Origin of the sequence: Sneathiella glossodoripedis JCM 23214 (assembly GCF_000616095.1) — a bacterium.
Taxonomy (GTDB): domain Bacteria; phylum Pseudomonadota; class Alphaproteobacteria; order Sneathiellales; family Sneathiellaceae; genus Sneathiella; species Sneathiella glossodoripedis.
The window spans coordinates 1,079,335-1,102,922 of sequence record NZ_BAMS01000001.1 but is presented as its reverse complement, the minus strand read 5'-3'; the positions used below and the strand labels follow the sequence as shown (position 1 = coordinate 1,102,922).

The window sequence follows — 23,588 nt, the reverse complement described above, 5'->3', positions numbered from 1 at the left end:
AATGTAAATTTATCAATTTACAATTGAATACAAAGATACGGCTATAGCGTGAAATCTACTTCAACCGGTCCGTCATCCAATGTTACGGTTGAGACCTGTTTGGCTGTTTGGCTTATTAATTTTCCTCTTCTGAATACGGCAAGTCTGACGGGCCGTAATCTTAGCGCTTCAATTTCATCACGCGCCTGAAGCACAATAAGATCGGCGTTGCACCCGACTTCTGTGCCATAGCCCTCTACCCCCACTGCCTTCGCAGCATTGGAGGTGACAGCCCTAAACATTTCGCGCATCTCTTCCTGGCCTGTCATTTGCGCGACGTGCAAGCCCATTTGAGCAACTTCAAGCATATCGTGGGAGCCAAGTGAGTACCAAGGATCCATAACACAGTCATGGCCAAATGCTACATTCAACCCGGCCGCGGCCAACTCTTTTACTCGCGTCATTCCCCGTCGTTTTGGGTAGCTGTCATGGCGACCTTGAAGAGTAATGTTAATCAAAGGATTTGCAATCACATGCAACTGTGCTTCCTGCATCAGTGGAATTAATTTGGACACATAATAATTATCCATTGAATGCATGGATGTCAGATGAGACCCCGCAACACGCCCCTGCAGACCAAAACGAACCGTTTCCTGAGCCAGCATTTCAACATGGCGTGACAGCGGATCATCACTTTCATCACAATGCATATCCACTTGCAGCCCCCGCTCAGCGGCAAGCCTGCAAAGTTCGCTAACAGATAAAGATCCCTCTGCCATACTGCGTTCAAAATGCGGAATACCGCCAACCACATGCACCCCTTTATCCAGCGCACGAATTAACTGTTCACGCGCACCGGGGTCTCTCAAAAAACCATCTTGTGGGAAGGCCACAAGCTGCAAGTCCAGATAGGGCGCCACTTCTTTGACGACTTCAAGTAACGCGTCGACTGCCAGCAACTCCGGGTCACAAATATCCACATGTGAACGGATCGCTAGGTTACCTTTAGCTATGGCCCAGCGACAGAGTTCATGTGCCTTTGCTTGATATCCGACGCGTCAAGCTGGGGCTTCAGCTCTCCCCACAACGCGATCCCTTCGAGCAGCGTGCCACTTTCATTAACTCTTGCCGGCCATAGCTCAATGTCGCATCCATATGAAAATGGCTGTCAATAAAGGGAGTTGAAACCAGATATCCGTCTGCATCATACTCTTTGGCGGTATCTCCGGAAATTGAGGGCGCGACATCAACAATCTGCCCATCTTTTACGGCGATATCCTGCAAACGGTCTGTAGCACCAACAATTCTGGCATTGCGAATAAGTAAATCTAACATCTAAACCTCTAACCTATCGCTGACCGCGTCTGAAAGGGACAAGCAACGCTTTTGGATAAGCGGCTTTTCTCGACATGATGACCAATGCAAGAATACTGAAAACATAAGGCATCATGAGGAAAAATTGATAAGGAATTAAATTCACGCTCGATTGTTGAACGCGAATTTGAATTGCGTCAAATGCCGCAAACAATACAGCTCCGAGCAACGCCTTTCCTGGGCGCCAGGAAGCGAAAATCACCAACGCCACACAAATCCAGCCGCGTCCATTGACCATATCGAAATAAAAAGCATCAAACACTGAAATGGTTAGAAAGGCGCCTCCAACAGCATGAAGGCACTACCAACCATCACAGCCCCGGTTCGTACCCGGTAAACATCAATCCCCTGTACTTCCACGGCCATTGGATTTTCCCCAACCATACGAACTGCCAGTCCCACCGGCGTGCGGTACAGCACATAAGCGACCACACCTACCATGATAAATGCGAGATAGGTCAGCGGTGACTGGGTGAAAAAAGCGGTCCCAACCACCGGGATTTCAGATAACAATGGTATCGGATAGACATCAAAGGGTACGATTTTTGGCGGTGTTGTTACCCCGGGTAGCAGCAGTCGAAACGAATAATAGCTAAGAGACGTCGAAAGCAACGTAATACCAATGCCAGTTACGTGCTGGGAAAGCCCCATATATACGGAAAATATGCTGTGCAGGTATCCGAACAGCATACCAAAGAAAGCCGCGACAAACACAGCGCTCCACAAATCGCCACCCTGATAGACCCACATCCACGCAACCATTGCACCGGTAGTCATAATCCCTTCAATTCCAAGATTGAGGACACCCGCCCGTTCGCAGATCAATTCACCAAGGTTCCAAAAATAAGGGGCGTTGCCATTCGAATGGTTGCCGCCCAGAACCCGATATTGAGGAACATTTCAAAAATTTCCATAACGTCCCCCTTAAGCCGTAAACCGGATTCGCATCCGGGTCAGCATTACAGCCAGCATGACCATCAACAAGGATGCTGCGGTAATAACATCTGCTATATAATTGGATACATCCATTGCCCTGCTCATACTGTCAGCGCCGTTGTAAATTCCCGCAATAAATAAAGCGGCAACGATTACACAAAGGTTTAAGCCTGCGAGCATGGCAACCGCGATGCCCGTGTACCCAAACCCCGGGGATATATCCAGCGTCAGATACTCTTTTGTACCAGCAACCTCAGTCACGCCTGCACATGCGGCCAGACCACCAGAAATCAACGCTGTTCGAATAATAGTCTTGTTTATGGGAATACCGGCAAAGGCAGCCGCTTCCTGGTTAAGGCCAACAGCCTTATTTCAAGCCCCCATTTAGTCTTTGACATGACAATCCAGACACAAATCGCCGCCAGAACCGAAAATATCAAGCCGCCATGCAAACGGGTCTTTTCAATCAGTTTTGGCAAAATGCCCTCATCAATTATCGGCGCACCTTGCGGCCACCCCATAGCCATCGGATCTTTCCAAGGGCCAAACAATAAATAGTTAGCCAGCAACAGAATGATGAAGTTCAGCAAGAGTGTCGTGACCACCTCATCTACTTTAAGACGGGTTTTCAAAAGAGCCGGCACAAGCAGCAACGCGCCGCCAGCGAGCGCCCCTACCAAAAACAGAAACGGTATCATCAAAAAGGATGGAAGCTCAATCAAACCGGTCCCAAAATAGGTTGCAGCCAGCGCCCCTATGTAAAGCTGCCCTTCTCCACCAATGTTCCATAATTTCGCTCTGAAGGCGACTGCAGCGGCAAGGCCTGTCAAAATCAGCGGTGTTGCCCGGACAAGTGTCTCCGCTATGGCAAATTTTGAGCCAAATGCCCCTTTAAACAAGGCAATGTACGAAGGAATGACAGGAACATCCGCCCATATGATCAAGCCACTACATAATATCAAGACAACAATAACGGCTATAATCGGCGCTAAAACTGTCATCCAAAGTGGGGTATGAAGTCTTGGTTCAAGCTGCATGATCGCCCTCCTGTGCAGCGACAAAGCCTTCACCGCTCATCAACAGCCCTAATTGTTGCAAGCTTGCTTCCTCCACATCAATGGGTGAACTCAGTTGGCCATGATACATCACCGCAACCTGGTCAGAAACCGCCAGCAATTCTTCCAGATCCTCTGATATGAGGATCACACCAGCACCATTCTTTCGCGCCTCAAACAACTGTTCATGAACAAATGTCGCAGCGCCAATATCAAGTCCACGTGTTGGCTGGTTTGCCAGAATGATCTGGGGGTCACCATCAAGAACACGTGAAAGAATAACCTTTTGCATATTTCCGCCAGAAAGACCCCGGACAATAGTTTTAGGATTTGCGCCGCGCACATCAAACGCCTTGATCAAACGTTTTGCATGTTCTGTGATTACCTGACTCTGAAGCCAGCCGAACCTTGAAAATCTTGGCTCCTCGTAATTTTCCAAGATAAGATTTTCTTCCAGGGAGAAATCACCGACAACACCCTGACTGTGCCGATCTTCGGGTATTCGCCCGACCCCAAGTGCAACCATCGCATTCGGGTCAAACTCAACCACCTGTTTGGAGAACAATGTCAGGTTACCGCTGATGGGCTTAACAAGCCCACTGATCAGATCAGATAGCGGCTTTTGCCCATTTCCCGACACACCTGCAATTCCAATAATCTGATGCCGATGCAGGGCAAGCGAAATGTTTTTTAGAACTGACTGCCCATGCTCATCGCGAACGGCTACTTCGCTCAACTGCATCACCATGTCCCCCTTCGCCATGATGCTACGCTTGGGTTTCGGCACCGCTTCTCCAACCATTTTTTCGGCAATGATCTCTCTCGACGCCTCAGCAACGGGGAAACTGGCTACTCGCTTCCCATGGCGTAAAACAACTATTTCGTCAGAAATAGCCATCACTTCACCCAGTTTATGAGAAATAAAGATCACCGAGAGTCCCTTCGCAAGCATATCCTTGAGAATTGAAAATAACTGTTCGGTTTCCTGAGGCGTAAGAACCGCAGTTGGCTCATCCAAAATCAGGATTTTGGCACCGCGGTAAAGAGCTTTTAAAATCTCAACCCGCTGTTTTTCACCGACGGTCAATGATTTGATTGAAGCATCCGGGTCAACGTATAAGCCAAATTCAGTTGACAGTTGTTCAAGTCTGGCCCTGCCAGCTTTCATATCCTGCCGCCACTTGAACAATGGCTCTGTTCCCAAAATTACATTTTCCAAAACTGTCAGATTATCAGCCAATGTAAAATGCTGGTGTACCATTCCAACACCGAGCGCTATGGCTTCGGCTGGATTGGCTCCTGCCAGTTTTTCTCCAAAAACTTCAATGAAACCATCATCCGCAGAATAATGGCCAAAAATGATGTTCATTAATGTCGTTTTGCCGGCGCCATTTTCGCCCAGCAATGACAAAACTTTGCCCCGCTCCAGTGTGAAGCTGATGGCATCATTGGCCACAAGATCCCCAAATTTTTTGGTAATCTTCTCGACCCGTAACACGATTTCGGTGTCGTTCAAGGACTTCCCCCACAAAATAAGAGGAGAGGCTCATCGCCTCTCCAATACTTTACACATCAAAATGTGGATTTCGGCTCTTCGTCGTTAATTTCGACAACAAATTCACCTGCTTTGATTTGTTTGGTCAAATCAGCGATCTTGGCTTTTACATCGTCAGAAATCTTGGAGTCAAATTCATAGAATGGCGACAGAGATGCACCGCCTTTTTGCATCATTGTCCATTCCTTGTAATTCTCTGCCTTGAATGTGCCGGCTTTAACCTGCTCGATTGCATAGTTCAAAGCGTTTTCCATGTGCCACAGAGCGGACGCAACGACAACATCTTTGCCGTTTTCTTCTTTGTTCATGTCGTTCACATTACCAAATGCAACGATCCCCTTTTCGCGAGCAGCGTCAACGACACCTGCACGCTCAGCGTATAACACGTCAACACCTGCTTCGACCTGCGCGAACGCAAACTCTTTAGCTTTTGGTGGATCGTACCAGGAGCCGATGAATGACACCTTGAATTCCACATCCGGATTGACTGATTTGGCCCCCGCCATGAACGCATGGAACAGTCGGTTCACTTCTCCGATAGGATAGCCCCCCACCATCCCGATTTTATTGGTTTTAGTCATTGAGCCCGCAATGATACCCATCAGATAGCAAGGTTCATGAATGTAATTGTCAAACACTGAAAAATTTGAGCCGTATTCTTTGCCCGGATCCCCCATAACGAAGGCGACTTCAGGATAATCGTCAGCCACTTTTCTGGCTTCACGACTAATACCAAAAGCTTCACCAACGATCAGCTTGGCACCACCTTCAGCATATTCACGCATAACACGGACATAATCAGTGTTGGCCGTTTTCTCAGAGAATACGTAATCGATCTTCCCTTCTTCTTCAGCCTTGACCAATGCCCGGTGTAGCGTCCCGGCCCATTTTTGCTGTACTGGCACAGTATAAATACCTGCCACTTTCAGCTTTTCAGCCTGTGCAGCGGCCATTCCAGCCAGCATCGTCGCGCCAACAACCATTGCCGACAAGATTTTTCTCATCCCCATTTTTAGCTCTCCTGTTTAAGTCAGGGGTATACCTGACGAAATAATTACGATTGCTTCTGTTCTTATCAATATTCATGCCAGAACGACATCGAGCCCGTAATTTAGAAAAACAGACTATAAATACTTGACCGTTTGGTCAAGTAATCTCCCGTCTTCCCATCGAAACGAAACCCAACTCATTGATAACGAGCTCAGAAATTTGAAAACATATGTAGCATTACAAATCGTATGAATGCCATCAAATGATGCAGACTGCCCATTTTCGAGGCAACTTACTGATCGATAACCCATGTTTCCTTATCCGCATCCATTTTCCACCTTATAAAATCCGGCTGCTGGTAAATTGCATCAATATAGGCGGCGCAAAGTTCCGGCACAGGTACGGAGCGGCTGCGAAAGCGGACCGCGACTGGCGCGAAGGCCGCGTCTGCCAAAGACAATTTCCCAAACAGATAAGGCCCATCTGCCTGATATTTCTTTCGGCAGTCCGACCAGATTTCCAAAATCCGATCAATGTCGTTTTGAACATCAGATGGTATTGGAGCCGGCGGATCCAGTCGGCTCATATTCATTGGAATATACTCACGCAGTGCAGCGAATCCCGCATGCATTTCCGCGCAAATTGACCTTGCATGCGCCCTTGCATATTTCTCTTCCGGCCACATTGGCCCGTTTTGACTGTTTTCTGTGGCAAACTCGAAAATTGACATGCTATCCATATTGCATGACCTTCGCTCACGAGCATGGGGACTTTCCGCGGTGCATCGGGTGCAAACTCAGCCATTTTCTCTGTCATTCCCTCAGAAAACAAAGCGATAACCGTTTCGGTAAATTCAATTTTGGCAAATGCAAGAGCCAGATACCCTCTGAGCGACCAGGATGAATATCGTTTGTTGCCTAGTAACAGATGAAATGCGGTCATAATCTAATGGTCCCCTCAATCAACAGTATGCACAATGTCGCCAAGCACGGCTCCAACCCCTATTCGCTGCCTCCAGAAAACCTGGACCGCAGAAAAAGCAAACTCCCCCCAAGAATAAAAAAGAACCCGGCTCCAAGCATCCAGGAAATGTTCAATTCACTCACATTCCTGCGAAGTTTGACAGTAGCCCGAGAAATTTGCGCGTCTTTTGGGCTCAACGACCAGACAACCTCATAGGCCCCATCATGCAAAGGAGAGAAAGTGCCAATAATATGGCTGCTATTCTTATCTTCGATACTGGATCCCTGATCGGAATGCTGATCCATCTGCACACCGCTTTCCTGCATAAATACGGCTTCGCCCTGCGCTGCAAGACTTAACTCATACTCATAAGCAGTATTGCTGCCTTGCTGTAACTCTATCTCATAATCAACCACAAGCAACAAACGAACCGGCGCCATTTCCCCTTTCAGATACAGGTTGGAAATTGATCCTTCATTTCCTTGCACCGGAATTGCCGCTATTTCTATTCCGCTAGTCGCATACCGATTCATTTCCCAGCCGAAAAGAACTGCGGAAATCAGAAAAGAAAACCCAATCAGAAACTTGTACATAGCCACCGCCGCCGCTCAATCAAATCCAGCCCATCTCATAACATCTGCCCACCATATCCTGCCGGTAGCATTACACAAGCCCCGAAGCAGACATCACCATTGCCCCACAAGATTATCATTGCAGCCCCCTTCTATTAATGAGATCATACTAAACAATGAATAACATCCATAACGAGAGTTCATCAATTGGGGGATTGATATGCGACTTGCCTTTAAACCTTTAATGTTTCTTATGTTTATGGCCTTGAGCGCCTGCGAAGATACCGAAGCGCCCATTACAAAAATATCAGTTCCTGCCCCCGAAGCTCTCTCGCAACACAGTGAAGAATTCACTCCTGAAGTCATCAAAGTCACTGACAATGTTTATGTCGCTGTCGGTTTCGGCCTTGCAAATTCAATCCTCATCGAGGGAGAGACCGGCGTCATCATTGTAGACACCATGGAAAGCAATGAAACTGCACGCGCCGTAAAAGCAGAGTTTGACAAGATCACTTCCAAGCCAGTCAAAGCGATTATATACACGCATAATCACGCCGATCATATTTTCGGATCCGGCGTTTTTGCAAAAGGCAACACCCCAAAAGTCTACGCGCATGACCTGACAAATTATTATATTGATCGTGTGGTCAATGTGATCAGACCAGCCATCTATACGCGAGCAATGCGCCAGTTTGGCAACTATCTGCCAGAGGGAAGTCGTATAAATAACGGAATTGGCCCCTTCCTGGCGCGAGTAGATGGCGAAAATGCGATAAGCCTTGCTCGACCCACTCACACATTCAGCGATCATAAATCTATCGAAATTGAAGGCATCCGCATGGAATTTGTCCATGCACCGGGGGAGACGCCTGACCAGCTATTTGTATGGCTTCCCGATCAAAAAGTGCTTCTGCCCGGCGATAATTTCTATAAAGCTTTCCCCAATCTGTATGCGATAAGAGGAACCTCTTATCGTGATGTCCTTCAATGGTCAAAAAGTCTGGATTTGATGCGAGACCTTAGACCTGAATTTCTGGTCCCAAGCCACACGCGTCCTCTGGCGGGTTCAGATGAAATCTACGAAATTCTAACTGATTATCGCGATGCCATCCAATATGTTCATGATCAAACTGTCCGGTGGATAAATCAGGATCTTGGTCCCGATGAAATTGTAAGCAAGGTTAAATTACCACCGCATCTCTCATCCAGTCCATATCTGCAGGAATTTTACGGGATGGTTGATTGGTCAGTACGATCTGTCTTCACAGGCTATCTGGGTTGGTTCAGTGGTAACGCAACCGACCTGCACCCCCTATCCCCCGCAGAACGGGCGAGCAGACTAAGCAAACTGGCAGCTCGGAACGTGACAATTCTGGACGCTGCTCAAGAGGCGTTGGAGGCAAAAGATTACCAATGGGCTTCGGAACTTTCCGATCACCTTTCGCATCTGCAGGGAATGGAAGAGACGGCCAGACAGATCAAGTCCCAAGCACTGTTAAAACTTGCAGAAAGCCAGCCCAGCGCCAACGGTCGGAACTATTATCTCACGCAAGCTCTTGAACTTAACGGAAGCCTGACAATTCCAGAACTCAAACCGGAAAATAATCCGCTGGACATTATCCATAGCCTGCCGATCGAGAATATCATGGCTGCACTTCCAGTAAATTTGAAGGCGGAAGAAGCCTTGGATAGAAACATGATTGTCAGTTTCGACTTTTCCGACATTGGCAAAAATTACTACATCCACTTGAGACGCGGCGTTGCCGAAGTGAGGGCAAAATCGCACCCGGCACCAGACATTCGTGTAACCGTCACCAGCACCGTATGGAAAGAAATTCTGGCAAGAGTGAGGAACCCTGCGGTTGCATTTGCATCTGATGACATTCAGGTTGACGGAAGCCTTCTTGATCTCGTGGGATTCCTCCAACTATTTCAGCCTGAGAGTTGAACAAACAGGGTGCCTATTTTTTACGCGAAACAGTCACTAAAAATATTATTCAGCCTCGTTTTAAGGACATGATTCGCATAATTGCAGGACTACATTAGTTAATTGCTTAATTGCCGAACAATTAAGCAATTCATGATAGTTTCATTTTTAATCATTGCTTTATAATATTTGAAAAGCTGAGCACCCGGACCGTTATCATATACAACCTGCTCTTTAATATTTCTGCTCTCATTTCATTTGTAAACTTACAGTTTTCCAGTTTGCTCTTGACTAACGTGGAGGCGAATTTGTTCAATATCCACAGGGAGATTACGTAAAATTAGGTTTCAAACACGTTGCGATTTGTAGCGTACTTAAGTGTTTGCACCCGAAACGCACTCTCTTGAATTCGACAGGGAACTCCAAACAGATTTGGGAGGCATTTATGAAAAAGTTATTTACAGTGGCTGCTGCCGCAGCACTGTGCTTTGCTGTATCCGTAACAGCTCAGGCGAAAACGCTTAAGCTGGCTTACGATGCAGATCCAGTATCGCTGGATCCGCATGAACAGCTTTCTGGCGGCACTTTACAATTTTCGCACATGGTTTTTGATCCGCTTGTCCGCTGGACTAAAGACCTTGGATTTGAAGCCCGTCTGGCAGAAAGCTGGGAACGCGTTGATGAAAAAACAATGCGCTTCAATCTGCGTAAAGGCGTTAAATTCCATTCTGGCAATGAAATGACAGCTCTTGACGTTGTCTGGACATTTGATCGCCTCAAGAAAAGCCCCGACTTCAAAGGCTTGTTTGCCCCATTTGAAGCGATGCGTGTTGTCGACCCACATACGGTTGACCTTGTAACGGCGGAACCATATCCGCTGGTCTTGCATCAGGCCACATACATTTTCCCAATGGACAGCAAGTTTTACACTGGCTTTGACGCCAACGGAAAATCAAAAGCCGCGATCGTAAAACATGGTGACGCCTTCGCATCTACCAACGCATCTGGCACAGGACCATTTGTTGTTGAATCACGTGAACAGGGCGTGAAAGTTGTCTTTAAACGTTTTGCTGATTACTGGGATACAAAATCACCCGGCAATGTTTCAGAAATCATCATGACACCCATTAAGGAAGGCCCAACTCGGGTAGCTGCGCTACTCTCTGGTGACGTGGACTTTATCGCACCAGTGCCACCAGCCGATATGGACCGGATCGAGAAAAATGCCGATACAAATCTGGTAACGATGGGCGGAACGCGCATCATCACCTTCCAGATGAACCAGAACCGTGTTGAGCACCTTAAAGATGTTCGTGTGCGTCAGGCAATTATTCACGCTATCAATAACGAAGGTATCGTGAAGAAAATCATGAAAGGCTTTGCGACAGCGGCTGGACAGCAGGGGCCAAAGGGTTATGCAGGTTACAAAGAAAACCTTGTTCCTCGTTATGATCTGGACAAAGCCAAAGCACTCATGAAAGAAGCCGGCCTTGAAAATGGTTTCTCTATTACAATGATGGCTCCGAACAACCGTTATGTAAATGACGCTAAGATTGCAGAAGCTGTTGCAAGCATGCTCTCCAAGATCAACATCAAGGTAGATCTGAAAACCATGCCAAAAGCACAGTATTGGCCTGAATTTGATAAACGTTCTGCTGACCTGATGATGATTGGCTGGCATTCAGATACAGAAGACAGTGCAAACTTCTCTGAGTTTCTGACAATGACTCCGAATGCGGAAACTGGTTATGGTCAATATAACAGCGGCAACTACAGCAACGCGAAAGTTGATGAGCTGGTTCTGAAAAGTCAAAGCATGACAGATCCAGAAGCGCGCGCAAAAGTGCTGCAGGAAGTAGAACAGATTCTGTATGACGATGCTGCCTTTGTGCCACTTCACTGGCAAAACCTTGCCTGGGCTGCCCGCAAAGGCGTTGATATCGAACCAATCGTCAATGTCATGAACTTCCCATACTTGGGCGACCTGATCATCAAATAACTATTCTACAGCTTGAATTGGCACCCTTCGGGGTGCCAGTTTTTTTTATCAAGGATCTGAGTGTTGGACTACATATACTTCGCAATCCGACGACTGTTGCAGGCAGCTTTAGTGATGTTTGTAATCAGCCTTATCGGATTTTCCATTCAAGATAATCTGGGGGATCCCCTGCGTGAACTGGTTGGCCAGTCTGTGTCAGAAGCAGAACGTCAGGCAATGCGAGATCGAATGGGCCTGAACGACCCGTTCATAACACAATATATCCGTTTTCTTGGAAATGCGGTTCAGGGCGACCTCGGAAATTCCTATTTCTTTAAAAAGCCAGCATTAGAAGTTATTGCCTCGAAATTTCCGGCAACATTGGAATTGGTTGTTGGCGCAACTTTAATCATTATTGTTTTTGCTGTGCCGCTTGGCGTTTTTTGTGCCATTCGACCCAAACACTGGTTTGCAAAATTTATTATGGGCTTCAGTATCGTCGGGATTTCCGTTCCCGTCTTCCTGACTGCCATTTTCTCAATTTATCTGTTTTCAGTAGAACTCGGCTGGATGCCTCTTACGGGCGGGGAGAGACCGCCAATATACTTGGCTGGGAATCTGGTTTTTTCACCGCTGATGGCCTCTTGCATCTTATATTACCAAGTATTTCTTTGGCCTCCATAATGATGCCCCTGTTCATTCGACTAATCCGCTCAGAAATGATGGAAATCCTGCAGATGGATTATGTCAGATTTGCTTGGGCAAAAGGGTTAAATCCAGCGCGTGTATATTTTCTGCATGCTTTTAAAAACACGTTATTGCCCGTTGTGACAGTAGGTGGCGTGCAAGTGGGAACCATGCTCGCCTATACCATTCTCACAGAGAGTGTCTTTCAATGGCCTGGTATGGGTTTCCTGTTTCTCGAAGCCGTAAATCGCGTGGATACACCACTTATTATTGCCTACATTATTGTCGTAGGACTGATTTTTGTAGTGACCAACACGATTGTGGACCTGATCTACACCTGGGTTAATCCCACGGTTAAACTGGTGGGGCAGAAATCATGAATAAAATGGCCGTATTTTTGGGCTCTGACTTTGTGTACAGATTTAAAAAAGACAAAGTCGCTCTGGTTAGCTTTTCGCTGGTTGTGACGCTGATACTCGCAGCATTGCTGGCCCCTGTAATTGCTCCGCATAATCCCTACGACCTGACAACCATCGATATCATGGACAGCGAACTTGCGCCGATATGGACGGATGGTGATACTGATGAGCGCTTCCTGCTTGGCACAGACCCGCAGGGTCGTGATCTGCTGAGCACGATACTTTATGGCATGCGTATTTCACTGGTGATTGGTATCTTTGCAGTCATGCTGCAGGCATTTTTGGGAGTGACCATCGGTCTGCTCAGCGGATACATTGGTGGCCGCGTTGATGCTTTCTTCATGCGTTTGGCTGATATTCAGTTATCTCTGTCCACTCTCATGGTTGCGATTATAACACTTGCTGTGTTTCAGGCAGCCTTTGGAGCGGAGCTTTATAGCGAACTGGCCATTTTCATGCTGGTTTTGGTGATCGGAATTGCAGAATGGCCGCAATATGCCCGAACGGTTCGCGCTTCCGTCCTTGCGGAAAAACATAAAGAGTATGTTGACGCCGCCCGGGTCATTGGCATGGCACCCAAACGCATCATGCTGCGCCATATTCTGCCAAATACACTTTCCCCCATTCTGGTGATTTCAACCATACAGGTGGCGAATGCAATCATTTCTGAAGCGGCTTTGTCGTTTCTGGGGCTAGGTATGCCGGTCAACAAACCCTCACTTGGATCGCTGATCTCAAGTGGTTTTGAATTTATATTTAGTGGATCATGGTGGATCACCGTTATTCCCAGTATCGTCCTGATTATGCTCATTTTAAGCATCAATCTTCTGGGTGACTGGCTGCGCGACGTGTTGAACCCCAAACTGTACAAGGACTAGGTATGGCACTGTTAGAAGTCAAAGACCTGCAAGTTGAATTCCCACTGGGCCGAAAAACACTCAAAGCCCTGCATGGGGTCAGTTTCTCCCTCGAGAAAGGAGAGCGTTTAGGCATTGTTGGTGAAAGTGGTGCTGGTAAATCCGTTGCTGCTTTTTCCATTCTCAATCTTCTCACACGCCCTGGCCGGATCAGTGCAGGTGAAGTCCGTTTCGAGGGTAGAGATCTGAGCAAATTATCCGCAGATGAAATGCGGCAGATCAGGGGAAATCGCATCAGCATGATCTTTCAGGATCCGATGATGACGCTTAACCCGGTTCTCACCATCGGCACTCAAATGATCGAGTGTCTGAAAGCTCATAGAGATATTTCTGACAAGGAAGCAAAAGAGCTTGCGATCGCCAGATTGCGAGATGTCATGATCCCCTCACCTGAGAAGAGAATGGACAGCTATCCTCATGAGTTATCAGGTGGAATGCGCCAACGGGTTGTAATTGCCATCGCACTTCTGACCGACCCATCCATCATCATCGCAGATGAGCCCACGACAGCGCTGGATGTGACAATTCAGGCAGAAATCATGAGTCTGATGCTGGATTTGTGCAAAACAAACAATGTGGGCCTTATTCTCATTACCCATGATCTGGCGGTTGTAAGTCAGGTAACTGAAAAAATGATCGTAATGTATGCAGGACGTATCGTTGAACAGGGGGAGACGCAAGACATCATCAACAATCCAAAGCACCCCTATACCCGTGGCTTGATCAAGGCATTGCCACAGGAAAATCTGCCCGGTGCGCGACTAAACCAGATCCGCGGCTCCATGCCATCATTGGACGCCATTCCCGTTGGCTGTGCCTTTAACCCCCGTTGTGATTTTGCTGATGAAAATTGCTGTAAAAACCTGCCTGAGCTGGCGGGACCAATAGCCCATCAGGCGGCCTGCACCAAGATTGATACCCTTCCAGAATTTACGGCAGTGGGGGCGCGCAAATGAGCGAGCTTGCCCATTCCCCTCTTGTTGAAATTGAAAATGTAGAGCAGCGTTTTGGAGGCAGTTCAGGTTTTCTATCTCCCTCCCAACCGCTTGTGAAAGCCCTAAATTCAGTATCCCTGACCATCAACAAGGGAGATTCATTTTGTCTCGTTGGTGAAAGTGGATGCGGAAAATCGACCCTTGCCCGTGCTGTTATCGGATTAAACCCGCCAACCGCTGGTCACATTAAATATCAGGGCAATCGCATAGACAATCTCTCTACCAGAGAACGTCAACCTTACACACGAAAAATGCAGATGGTGTTCCAAAACCCTTATGCGTCCCTAAACCCGCGTATGACAGTTGCCCAGACCCTGCAGGAACCCCTTCAAATCCACTTTCCGACGATGAGCCGTGCGGAAATAGAGGCAAAAGTGGAAGAGGTAATGCTCTCTGTCGGGAATGATCCGTCCTGGCTTGAGCGATATCCCCATGAATTCTCCGGCGGTCAACGGCAACGGATCAGCATCGCGCGGGCCCTTATGCTCGACCCGGAGTTTATAGTCGCAGATGAACCAATTTCTGCACTGGATGTATCCATTCAGGCTCAGGTTTTAAACGTGATGATGGAGGCTCAGGAAAGCCGGAACCTGACCTATCTGTTTATTACCCACGACCTGTCGGTTGTGGAGCATTTTGGAAATCGGGTTGCGGTCATGTATCTGGGGACAGTGTGCGAGCTGGCGGACACCAAAAACCTGTTTGCTACCCCTCGCCACCCCTACACACAGGCATTGTTAAGCGCTGTACCGAAAATGGATGGCAGTGGCGTCAATCATGTAAAAATGAGCGGCGAAGTGCCAACGGCGATGGACCTGCCAAGTGGATGCGTATTTCATACACGCTGCCCTTACGCAAATGATCGTTGCAAGCGGGAAATTCCAAAGCTTAAGGATAATGGCGATACACAAACCGCCTGCTTCGCCGTAGAGGAAGGTCGTCTGTAACAATAGCGCCCCCTTGACCTTGCCCATATAACGCACTTGAGGATTGACATAAATTTAATCCTCAAGCACCCTATAGTTGTTTTTATAGGCGATGGAACGCCAGTGGCTATGGGGGAATAATGAAAAAAATACTGACCGTCACCGTATTGGCGATGGCCCTGCTCGCCCTTGCAGCCTACTTCATCTTTCGCCCAGCGCCCGCATTAAAGGAATTTATCCTGCAGGCGCAAATTCTGACCATGGATCCCAAATTACCAAGAGCTACAGCGGTATGGGTTCGTGATGGGTCAATTGTTCAGGTTGGCACGCTGGAGGATTTCGAGCCCCGCGATACTGACATCCCCGTAATAGATTTACAGGACCAGACACTCACCCCCGGCCTGATCGAGCCACATACACATCCGGTCGCTGCAGCACTTCTGGGCGCAGCCGTCGATGTCAGTGCGTTCACACATGACAGTCGGGCGGCAATTATAAAAACTCTCGAAGAAGCGACATCGGGTCTCGCCCTCACCCCTTGGCTGGTTGCCTTCGGCTGGGATCCCGTTGCAATTTCTGATTTGACCCCGCCCACATTAGCAGAACTGGATGCCCTCTTTGGGGATCGCCCAGCACTTATCCTGACCCAGATGATGCACGAAGCCTATATGAATTCCGCAGGGTATGAGGCCGCTGGCATCAAACTTCGTGATCCATCCGATCAGGCGGAGGGTATTATGCGGGATGACAGCGGTCATGTAACAGGCACCCTGCGTGAAGTTGAAGCCATCAATCGGGTCGTCGCAGCGATCCCAAGCGCCCCCGCAGCGGCCACCGAACTTCTGCTCAGCCTGCAGCTTCAAAAATATGCCCGCGCGGGCTATACGACAATTGGGGTGACGGGCGCAGTTGGGCGACATTCTGACCCCGTTGGCTTATTGAAAAAACTGTCCATAACAAAAAGTGCGCCAGTTCGTACCTTTGTGTATCTGTTGCCTGACCAAATGGGCGCCCATCCACTTGGCGGCGATACCGATTTTGCAGTGATTGGCGTGAAACTCTGGCTCGATGGGTCTCCCTTCACGGGCGGCGCTGCTTTCGCCGAGCCTTATGAAGACAGCGGACTCGTCCGCCAACGGCTTGGAATACCCCATACGCATCACGCGGAACTGAACTATACCTTCGAAGAGCTGAAATCTCTGATGACCAGCTTTCATGAACAGGGGTACCAGATCGCCCTGCATGTGCAGGGAGAACGCGCCGTTGATGACGCGCTGGCCATCTTTGAAAGCTTAACCACAGGATCAAAGACAGGGAAATTGCAGCACCGGCTGGAACATCATGCACTGATTACCCGCTCTCAGTTGGAACAGGCGCAAAAGCTGGGGCTTTCCACCGGATTTTTTGTAGATCATGTTTATTACTATGGGGACGCCTTAAAGGACCTGATCGGTGAAGATCGCTCCCGCCGCTACATGCCAGTGAAGTCAGCTCTGGATGCAGGTCTGGTGACCAGCCTGCACGGGGATCACCCGGCAACCCCGGTCGATGCGCTGCGGGTCCTTAACACTGCGGCTACACGTCTCTCTCGCTCAGGACAGAGCTCTATTGCCCCGGATCAGGCCATCAGCCGCGAAGATGCTCTGTTTGCGATGACAATGGGCGCAGCAAGGCAGCTGAAAATGGATCATCGGATCGGCTCTATCACTGCGGGAAAGGCGGCCGACTTTACGCTCTTCAACCACTCCCCACTTGACCCACCCGGCTTGCAAACATCTGATGCGGCGCAGCTTCGTGTTCTGCAAACTTGGAAAGAGGGACGCGTTGTAACAACCTCCCCTGTCACCCTGCAACATGCCTCTCTCGCGGGTAAAACGCTCCTGGAAATTATGGGCTTTTAAGAAAGCGGGCTCACACAATTTCAGTCAAAAGCGTGGCATGATTGGGCTCTCCTGTCCTAGAATTCAATCAAAAGACGCATCAAACTGAATTGGTTCTCTTAATTGTTGCGCATTGAAAAATAGCAAGTAGTATATTTCCCAAAAAAATTTGGGATGGGGGGAAGTATGAGTAACGGAAAAACAGTCACGAAATGTCTTTATGAAGCATTTGAATTTGTTTTGGACAATGTGCGTGAGGTTTATCTTCTCGCCGCCCCAGTGCTTCTATTCGCTTTTATTTCGACAGCATATGGGGCTTATTCGCTCTATAATCAATCTGCGATACTTTCTGAAGAACTGACGAATTACGGAACATTCTTAATCGAACCATTTATCTTTGCGATGTTTGCAGTGTCTTGGCATCGCTATACCGCGAATCCTAAAGAGCGCAACATTAACGGAATATCGTTTCGGTTTGGCAAAAGAGAGTTTAAATTCGGCCTTTTCAATCTCGCCATTACTGCCGCGGCAGTTGGCCTTGGTAGTCTAATAGCCCCACAATTTGGGGTCACATTCACTGTATTGATAATTTTCGCCTTTGCTATTCCCGTTTCGCTAATTGCTTTCTTTGCTTGCCCGGCCATCGCACTCGATCGACCAGTGAATATAGGTCAGTTTTTAAATGCAGGAACGGCACGGTTTCTGTCGTTTCTTAAAGCATTTGCCGTCGCAATTCTCTTTCTAATCGTTTGGAGTATCCTCCTGATGCTCTTGACCTGGCTGGTAGGTGGTTTTTTGGATCAAGGGTTTCGGGTAATTTTAGCAGCGGTAATAGAGGGGTTCATTTTAATCCCATTAGCCACAGCGATAGCCGTCAGTACGGCCACAAAATTATATATGGATGTCTTCAATTATAGATCCTCAGAACCAGCTGATAATGTCGCACCTGCTGAGTGACACTGTCACAGAGGCACCTAAAACTACGCGTCTGCGCGCACCTCTTCGAGGAAGGATGCCACCTGCCTCTCAAGTTTATGTGCCTTGTCCATCAGTTCTTCAGATTTCTGGCGCGTGACCTGAATTTCGCTTTCCGAATTTTCAATCGCGCGATTGACCGTCTCGACCCCCTGTTCGATATGCCCTGCGTCATTTGCCGCGTCATGGACATTTCGCGCAATTTCAGTAACCGTTTCGGTCTGGGCATCAATGGTTTCAAATATCTGCGTCACCGTCTGTGACATTCCCTCGATCAATTCCAGAATTTCCGAAGACGATGCCTGCGCGTGCCCGGTTTCCTGCCGAATAAGTTTAATACTATCGGTAATGCCCCCTGTCACAGTGGCAGTTTGCGTCGCCAGTTTTTTCACTTCCTGGGCAACCACGGCAAATCCGCGACCTGCCGCCCCCGCCCGACTGGCTTCAATTCCCGCATTCAGGGCAAGCAAATGGGTCTGACTGGCAATTTCCTCAATCTGCGAGACACTTTCATCCACGGCACTCACCGCATGTGCGAGACTGCCGACAGTCTCATGGGACTGCGCTGCGCTCGACTGCGCTTGCAGTGAGGCTTCGTGGGAGGTGCGAACATAATCGCGCACACTCTGTAGTGACGCCACCAGCTCTTCTGTTGCAGCGGCCACCGCCTGCATGTTGGAATGGCTTTGCACAGCGGCAGCAACTACTGACATATTTTGCTCGCGCGTATCACGGGATGAGCCGGCAACGACGGTCGCGGTATGGCGCATTCCCTCCGCGGCCTCAATCACATCCCCCAGCACCCGCTTGGTATTTTCCTCCAAGGTCGATGCCAGTTCATTTAATGCAGCCCGTCGTTCCTCCCGCGCTTTTTGTTCCTGTTCGCGCAGTTGCCGCCGCCGGGTTTCTTCTCGCTGGCGATCCTGTTCGCGGCGATCCTCCTCAGCTTTTCGGGCCTTCTCCTCCGTCTCGGCCGCAGCGCGGGCAAGCCGTTCTTTTTCCACTGCCGTCAACCTGAAGAACTCAACCTGTCTGGCCATGCGGGCAATTTCATCAACACCAGATACAGAAACCCGAAAATCCGTCTCCCCCCGGGCCAGTTGCTGCATATATCCCGCCAGAGTTTTCAGCCGCTGCACAATATTTCGCCGCACCATGACAGCGAGGATCACCACCGATGCGACCACAATTCCCACCGCAAGCAGCAGCAATAAATTCACCGCCTGACGCGCCTGCTGACTGGATTTTTCAATCCCCGACAAAGTCCTGCTGCCAAGCGCAGCCGCCAGATCATCAATTTCACCGCTGATGGTCGCCAGCAGTGCCACACTCTTGGCACTGGTCTGAATGAGCGTTTGTTCCTGCTCTGCCAGTTTGGCCCGCTGATCAAACAGGTTGCGATCCGATTTGCGGACGAAATAGGCAGCAAATTCAGCAACCACCGGCCGCAATTTCTCCGCCGCGTCCTGCCCCACAAACCCACGCGCCGCAGACGTCAGCCGCCCAAGATCCCGGCTATTTTGCCGGCGCAGCTTGAAAATGGCGGACTTCTCCTGCAATCGGGCCAGTTCCTTGACATTTGCCACCACCAGATTGGCGGAGGCTATCAATGTGGATGCGTAGGAAATGGCATTCACTTCCCGATCGGCCAGGCGAATACCTGTCTGCTCCACATCCGAGCTCTGCGCAAGTGTGCGCAGCGACGTCTGCAAATCAAATAACGTATTGATGCCAATCGGTTGCACCACTTGCGACAGAGCGCCATAAGCCGCGGCCAATCCCGCTTCCAGCTCGGCATATGACCGCTCGCGCATCAGATGGGTCCTCTTCAGGCGGATCACATTTTCAAGTTCCAATCGATACTGCCCAAGCTGCGCCGATAGGTGAGCTGACTTTTGCGATCGGGTCCGCGCTGCAAGGCTGGCAAGCTCCTGCTCCATGGCGGATAAAATCTGAAAAACCTGTGGCTCCAACTCATCAAGGGTGGCGGTGCTGTTTGCCGCCGTTAATACCATGTTCAACTGGTTCAACGCCGCCACATCCGCCTTTACGCTCATTCCTGTCAACAAGGCGGGCAACGCCTCTTTGGATACATGGCCCGTCTGTTCCTGCAACTCATTGACTGTCTGCAGACTGACGAGCGTACTCAAGCCGTTAAAACCCACCACGAGCGCAAACGCGAGCGCCAGCTTCACCCCGATACGCGCGGTAAAGACCGACAGAAACCGCCGCCCCCACCCACCGGACACCGACCCTTGGGATACAACTTCCTGCGGTAAAATCTGCTGCTGATACATCATCCATCACCTGAAAACTCATTACGGGGTAACTCCGCATCAGATGCTGCGCGCAAAAGCTTTACCGCGCATGACGGACGAATGAACTATTTATGACAATGAGATGGTTTTGAAATGCTGGTGCCGCCGGAGAGAATTGAACTCTCGGCCTCTCCCTTACCAAAGGCACCACACCCCTTAAAAACGGGTCATTCTAGCGTTATTCGTGGGACCACTCAAGACTACATAGGTCTATATGAGAACTGATTTCCCACGAAAATCCCCACGAATTGATAGGGTATATTTCTACAGGGAATTTTATGTGGCTGTAAACTTATTCGAACGTCTTAGACTACTTCCCCCCTGGGGGGGGGGCTGATGGTTAGTGGATGACAACTTTAGCTCAGCATGAACAAAGCCCACCTTAGTAATCTTATTTGACATCCTACAGACAGAAGAACCGCGAATGAGCGGTGCACACCAACCTATAACTTAATCCCTGCTCGCTGGCTGATCTCCAGCTAGAGCAACGAGCGCCCTTGCCCAATGTAGTGCCTTTCTGTCTTCGGAGGGTAAGGGCGTTCCAAACAGAAAGATGTATGAATGAGTAAGCTTAAATATAGGACCATGGAAGAGTTGATTAACGCTGATATTCCCAGACCTATACCTTTACTAGGGTCTTGGCTAACCACTGAACAGATTAACATGGTTTATGCTCCTAGTGGTGTTGGTAAATCCATGTTTGCCTTATCCCTTGGATTAGCCGTTGCTGGTGGTGGAGAGTTCTTAGGGTGGAAGTGCGATGAGCCTCACAAGGTCCTTATCGTGGATGGGGAAATGGGCGTATTCGATTTGCAGGAACGGGTTAAACTCCTCTCCAGCACTATCTCAGGCATTGACCTAACCAGCGCCAATCAGAACCTATCGTTCCTAGCCTTCCAAGACCAATCTACCTCCACAGATTGGCCTGTACTTTCAAATGATGAAGATCATGAGGTCATTCTGGATAGGATTAGAAAAGAAGGCATTAAACTGGTGATCTTCGACAACCTGTCCACATTAGCTCAAGTTGATAATGAGAACGATGCATCCTCTTGGAATGACACCTTACACCTCATGAGGATGATCAGCAGAACGGGCTGTGCTGTTCTCATGGTACACCATACTCGTAAAGGGAACACCAAAGGGGATGCGAGCTTCAGGGGTTCTCAGGTTCTAAGTGTGCTTCTCAGTTGTTCTATCAGACTTCTACCAGTAGAGGGAGCTGGCACGAGCTTTACCCTAGAGTTCGATAAGTTTCGAAACAAGAAGTCACGTGAAACGGATACTAGAAACGTAACCCTCAGTGAAGCTGGGTGGGAATATGAGATACCCCAACTAGGAAAGGTTTACGAAGTTATTGAGGCGATCAGATCAAGGGAATACGCTTCACAGAAGGAAGTAAGTGAAGGTCTGAAATGGAGTACAGGTGAGGTATCCAAGGTTCTGAGAAAGGCATATGAGCAAGGGTTGTTTACGAGTGAGGAGAAGCAGAAATGCTTTGAAGAAGCCAAGGACGTCCGAGAGGATAACCAAGCCTTCTTTGACGACTTCTAGTTTATCCTCTTTGTAACGACTCGAGAGCTAGCTCGAGATAGGAGTTTCCATGTTTCTTTACTCTACTAGGGTGGAAACGTGGAAACCTCTAGGAAAACTGTGGTGTTCAGGGATTTGAAATTCAAGGATGTTTCCTATCCCATGATATCTGTTTAGAGCGGCAAGCACATCTACAAAGACATTTGGTTGTAATTGAAGATTTGCCTTCTTTTCTATGGCCTTAGTCATAGAGTGTTTATAGTTGAACGCTTTACAAGTTTTAAGATATATTCCTATAAGTTAATTTGTGTTGAGATTAATTCAAGGAAGAGTGATGACGCCAGAGGAACGAGCTGAAGCAGTTATGCTGGTGATCCGAGGCGTATTGAAGCTGGTAGCCAAAATAGCTTTGGTGTGCTTTCTTCTAGTGGCTGTGGTAGTGGTCGCTCTATTTGCATTTAGGTATGTGACAGAAGAATATCCAGAATCTCAAGTTGATGTATTAGTGTCGATAGACAACGAGGCGTGTAAAGATAAGCGTTGGCCTATAAGAGTATTCGTCGGAAACGGCTCATATCGCACATTAGAATCTATTACTTTTTACCTTAAAGCTACTAAACCCAGACATAGTAAAAATCTCACAAACTCACATAGTTATGAGAGCGATAGAATACTGCCTCCCAAAGAGGGATATGCTTCATGCTGGGCAGCACCTTTGGATAGTGGCATTGATCCGTTCAAGCTCAAATGGGAAATAAATAGGTATTATGTTAGCTTTATGGAGTTTGGGAGTAACTGAGCTCAATCTTAATAGGTCATACCCATACGATACGACTCACTGAGACACGTTAGTTGTATTATTAGGGTTGTTAACGGGATTCTGAGGCATTAGACTCTCATCTCTAGACCCTAAAAATACAATATGAGGCGGTTGATGATATACGGGTATGCACGAGTAAGTACAGTAGACCAAGATCTAACTATTCAAGAAGAGGCTCTATTAGCGGCAGGCTGTGAGCTAATCAGGACGGAGAAAGTCTCAGGTGCTTCTGTGCAAGGCAGAGATGAACTTAAGAACCTACTAGACTTTATCCGGGAGGGTGACGTGCTAGTGGTCACGAGAGTCGATAGGCTCGCTAGATCAGTTCGAGACCTTCAGAACATAGTCTACGAACTCAATCAAAAAGGAGTAGTCCTCAAGGCCACTGAACAGCCTATAGATACCTCCACATCAGCAGGGAAATGCTTCCTAGACATGCTGTCAGTCTTCAGTGAGTTCGAGACTAACTTAAGGAAGGAAAGGCAGATGGAGGGGATAGCCAAGGCGAAGGAGAAGGGCGTCTACAAGGGGCGTAAAGCGTCTATAGATGCTGACAGGGTGCGAGAGCTAAGAGAGCAAGGCTTGGGGGCTACAAAGATCGCTAAAGAATTAGGCATCGGCAGGGCGTCTGTCTACAGAGTGTTGCTAAACGATTAGATTTGTACAGCGGTTCATATGTGAGCCCCTGAGACTGTTTTTTTAGTTCTCTCTGAGATTACTTGATAGCGCGGTTAATGCAGCAAGAGTAGAGCCACCACCATATCGAGCACTCTTCACAACCACCCTTTA

15 protein-coding genes and 4 pseudogenes are annotated in these 23,588 nt (G+C 48.4%); 11 read left to right on the top strand and 8 right to left on the bottom strand.

Going from position 1 to position 23,588, the window contains the following annotated elements:
* Positions 1 to 41 precede the first annotated feature (41 nt).
* The 7 genes and pseudogenes from JCM23214_RS19245 to JCM23214_RS05485 form a co-directional block, all read right to left on the bottom strand.
* A pseudogene (locus JCM23214_RS19245) lies at positions 42 to 1,314 on the bottom strand (amidohydrolase family protein).
* A 13-nt stretch (positions 1,315 to 1,327) separates the two neighbouring features.
* A pseudogene (locus tag JCM23214_RS26505) lies at positions 1,328 to 2,267 on the bottom strand (ABC transporter permease).
* Positions 2,268 to 2,277: 10 nt separating this feature from the next.
* Positions 2,278 to 3,326, bottom strand: a pseudogene (locus JCM23214_RS19235) (ABC transporter permease).
* The gene (locus tag JCM23214_RS05500) at positions 3,316 to 4,860 is read right to left on the bottom strand and encodes an ABC transporter ATP-binding protein (RefSeq protein ID WP_025898039.1); all 1,545 of its coding nucleotides are present in this window, start codon (positions 4,858 to 4,860) and stop codon (positions 3,316 to 3,318) included. The pseudogene JCM23214_RS19235 and the gene JCM23214_RS05500 overlap by 11 nt, the downstream one beginning before the upstream one ends.
* Before the next feature lie 56 nt (positions 4,861 to 4,916).
* On the bottom strand, positions 4,917 to 5,903 hold the full coding sequence (locus tag JCM23214_RS05495; RefSeq protein ID WP_025898038.1) for a BMP family protein: 987 nt from the start codon (positions 5,901 to 5,903) through the stop codon (positions 4,917 to 4,919).
* A 278-nt stretch (positions 5,904 to 6,181) separates the two neighbouring features.
* Entirely contained in the window at positions 6,182 to 6,628 is a 447-nt protein-coding gene (locus JCM23214_RS19230) for a glutathione S-transferase C-terminal domain-containing protein (protein WP_051548036.1), read from the bottom strand.
* A 262-nt stretch (positions 6,629 to 6,890) separates the two neighbouring features.
* Complete coding sequence (locus JCM23214_RS05485) at positions 6,891 to 7,445, bottom strand: hypothetical protein (protein ID WP_025898037.1); 555 nt, start codon at positions 7,443 to 7,445, stop codon at positions 6,891 to 6,893.
* A gap of 199 nt (positions 7,446 to 7,644) precedes the next feature.
* On the opposite strand from JCM23214_RS05485, the gene JCM23214_RS05480 reads away from it, so the two are divergent.
* From JCM23214_RS05480 to JCM23214_RS05445, 8 genes and pseudogenes are all read left to right on the top strand, one after another.
* Entirely contained in the window at positions 7,645 to 9,372 is a 1,728-nt protein-coding gene (locus JCM23214_RS05480; RefSeq protein WP_025898035.1) for an alkyl sulfatase dimerization domain-containing protein, read from the top strand.
* A gap of 424 nt (positions 9,373 to 9,796) precedes the next feature.
* Positions 9,797 to 11,350, top strand: coding sequence for an ABC transporter substrate-binding protein (locus JCM23214_RS05475; protein WP_025898034.1), 1,554 nt, complete (start codon positions 9,797 to 9,799; stop codon positions 11,348 to 11,350).
* A gap of 114 nt (positions 11,351 to 11,464) precedes the next feature.
* Positions 11,465 to 12,396, top strand: a pseudogene (locus JCM23214_RS26500) (ABC transporter permease).
* Complete coding sequence (locus tag JCM23214_RS05465; RefSeq protein ID WP_025898033.1) at positions 12,393 to 13,313, top strand: ABC transporter permease; 921 nt, start codon at positions 12,393 to 12,395, stop codon at positions 13,311 to 13,313. The pseudogene JCM23214_RS26500 and the gene JCM23214_RS05465 overlap by 4 nt, the downstream one beginning before the upstream one ends.
* Positions 13,314 to 13,315: 2 nt before the next feature.
* Positions 13,316 to 14,308: an ABC transporter ATP-binding protein gene (locus JCM23214_RS05460; protein WP_025898032.1), complete on the top strand. Its 993-nt coding sequence runs from the start codon at positions 13,316 to 13,318 to the stop codon at positions 14,306 to 14,308.
* The gene (locus JCM23214_RS05455; RefSeq protein ID WP_025898031.1) at positions 14,305 to 15,294 is read left to right on the top strand and encodes an ABC transporter ATP-binding protein; all 990 of its coding nucleotides are present in this window, start codon (positions 14,305 to 14,307) and stop codon (positions 15,292 to 15,294) included. Before JCM23214_RS05460 ends, JCM23214_RS05455 begins: the two co-directional genes overlap by 4 nt.
* Positions 15,295 to 15,413: 119 nt before the next feature.
* Complete coding sequence (locus tag JCM23214_RS05450) at positions 15,414 to 17,174, top strand: amidohydrolase (RefSeq protein ID WP_025898030.1); 1,761 nt, start codon at positions 15,414 to 15,416, stop codon at positions 17,172 to 17,174.
* A 165-nt stretch (positions 17,175 to 17,339) separates the two neighbouring features.
* A complete protein-coding gene (locus JCM23214_RS05445; protein ID WP_025898029.1) occupies positions 17,340 to 18,110 on the top strand; it encodes a hypothetical protein in 771 nt (256 codons plus the stop codon).
* Between the two features lie 23 nt (positions 18,111 to 18,133).
* On the opposite strand, the gene JCM23214_RS05440 is transcribed toward JCM23214_RS05445, so the two are convergent.
* Positions 18,134 to 20,428, bottom strand: a complete 2,295-nt coding sequence (locus JCM23214_RS05440; RefSeq protein ID WP_084264590.1) for a methyl-accepting chemotaxis protein — start codon at positions 20,426 to 20,428, stop codon at positions 18,134 to 18,136.
* Positions 20,429 to 21,007: 579 nt separating this feature from the next.
* Between JCM23214_RS05440 and JCM23214_RS05435 the strand changes: the two genes are divergently transcribed.
* The 3 genes from JCM23214_RS05435 (at position 21,008) to JCM23214_RS05425 (ending at position 23,456) form a co-directional block, all read left to right on the top strand.
* The gene (locus tag JCM23214_RS05435; RefSeq protein WP_025898027.1) at positions 21,008 to 22,000 is read left to right on the top strand and encodes an AAA family ATPase; all 993 of its coding nucleotides are present in this window, start codon (positions 21,008 to 21,010) and stop codon (positions 21,998 to 22,000) included.
* Positions 22,001 to 22,313: 313 nt separating this feature from the next.
* On the top strand, positions 22,314 to 22,778 hold the full coding sequence (locus tag JCM23214_RS05430) for a hypothetical protein (protein WP_025898026.1): 465 nt from the start codon (positions 22,314 to 22,316) through the stop codon (positions 22,776 to 22,778).
* 132 nt (positions 22,779 to 22,910) lie between these two features.
* A complete protein-coding gene (locus tag JCM23214_RS05425; protein WP_025898025.1) occupies positions 22,911 to 23,456 on the top strand; it encodes a recombinase family protein in 546 nt (181 codons plus the stop codon).
* The last annotated feature ends 132 nt before the right edge of the window (positions 23,457 to 23,588 follow it).

Excerpts from the sequence above, each read along its gene's own strand:
- JCM23214_RS05430 (WP_025898026.1), top strand. The coding sequence starts at position 22,314 with ATGACGCCAGAGGAACGAGCTGAAGCAGTTATGCTGGTGATCCGAGGC.
- JCM23214_RS05485 (WP_025898037.1), bottom strand. The coding sequence starts at position 7,445 with ATGTACAAGTTTCTGATTGGGTTTTCTTTTCTGATTTCCGCAGTTCTT.
- JCM23214_RS05435 (WP_025898027.1), top strand. The coding sequence starts at position 21,008 with ATGAGTAAGCTTAAATATAGGACCATGGAAGAGTTGATTAACGCTGAT.
- JCM23214_RS05480 (WP_025898035.1), top strand. The coding sequence starts at position 7,645 with ATGCGACTTGCCTTTAAACCTTTAATGTTTCTTATGTTTATGGCCTTG.
- JCM23214_RS05445 (WP_025898029.1), top strand. The coding sequence starts at position 17,340 with ATGAGTAACGGAAAAACAGTCACGAAATGTCTTTATGAAGCATTTGAA.
- JCM23214_RS05475 (WP_025898034.1), top strand. The coding sequence starts at position 9,797 with ATGAAAAAGTTATTTACAGTGGCTGCTGCCGCAGCACTGTGCTTTGCT.
- JCM23214_RS05465 (WP_025898033.1), top strand. The coding sequence starts at position 12,393 with ATGAATAAAATGGCCGTATTTTTGGGCTCTGACTTTGTGTACAGATTT.
- JCM23214_RS05495 (WP_025898038.1), bottom strand. The coding sequence starts at position 5,903 with ATGAGAAAAATCTTGTCGGCAATGGTTGTTGGCGCGACGATGCTGGCT.
- JCM23214_RS05440 (WP_084264590.1), bottom strand. The coding sequence starts at position 20,428 with ATGATGTATCAGCAGCAGATTTTACCGCAGGAAGTTGTATCCCAAGGG.
- JCM23214_RS05455 (WP_025898031.1), top strand. The coding sequence starts at position 14,305 with ATGAGCGAGCTTGCCCATTCCCCTCTTGTTGAAATTGAAAATGTAGAG.
- JCM23214_RS19230 (WP_051548036.1), bottom strand. The coding sequence starts at position 6,628 with ATGGATAGCATGTCAATTTTCGAGTTTGCCACAGAAAACAGTCAAAAC.
- JCM23214_RS05450 (WP_025898030.1), top strand. The coding sequence starts at position 15,414 with ATGAAAAAAATACTGACCGTCACCGTATTGGCGATGGCCCTGCTCGCC.
- JCM23214_RS05460 (WP_025898032.1), top strand. The coding sequence starts at position 13,316 with ATGGCACTGTTAGAAGTCAAAGACCTGCAAGTTGAATTCCCACTGGGC.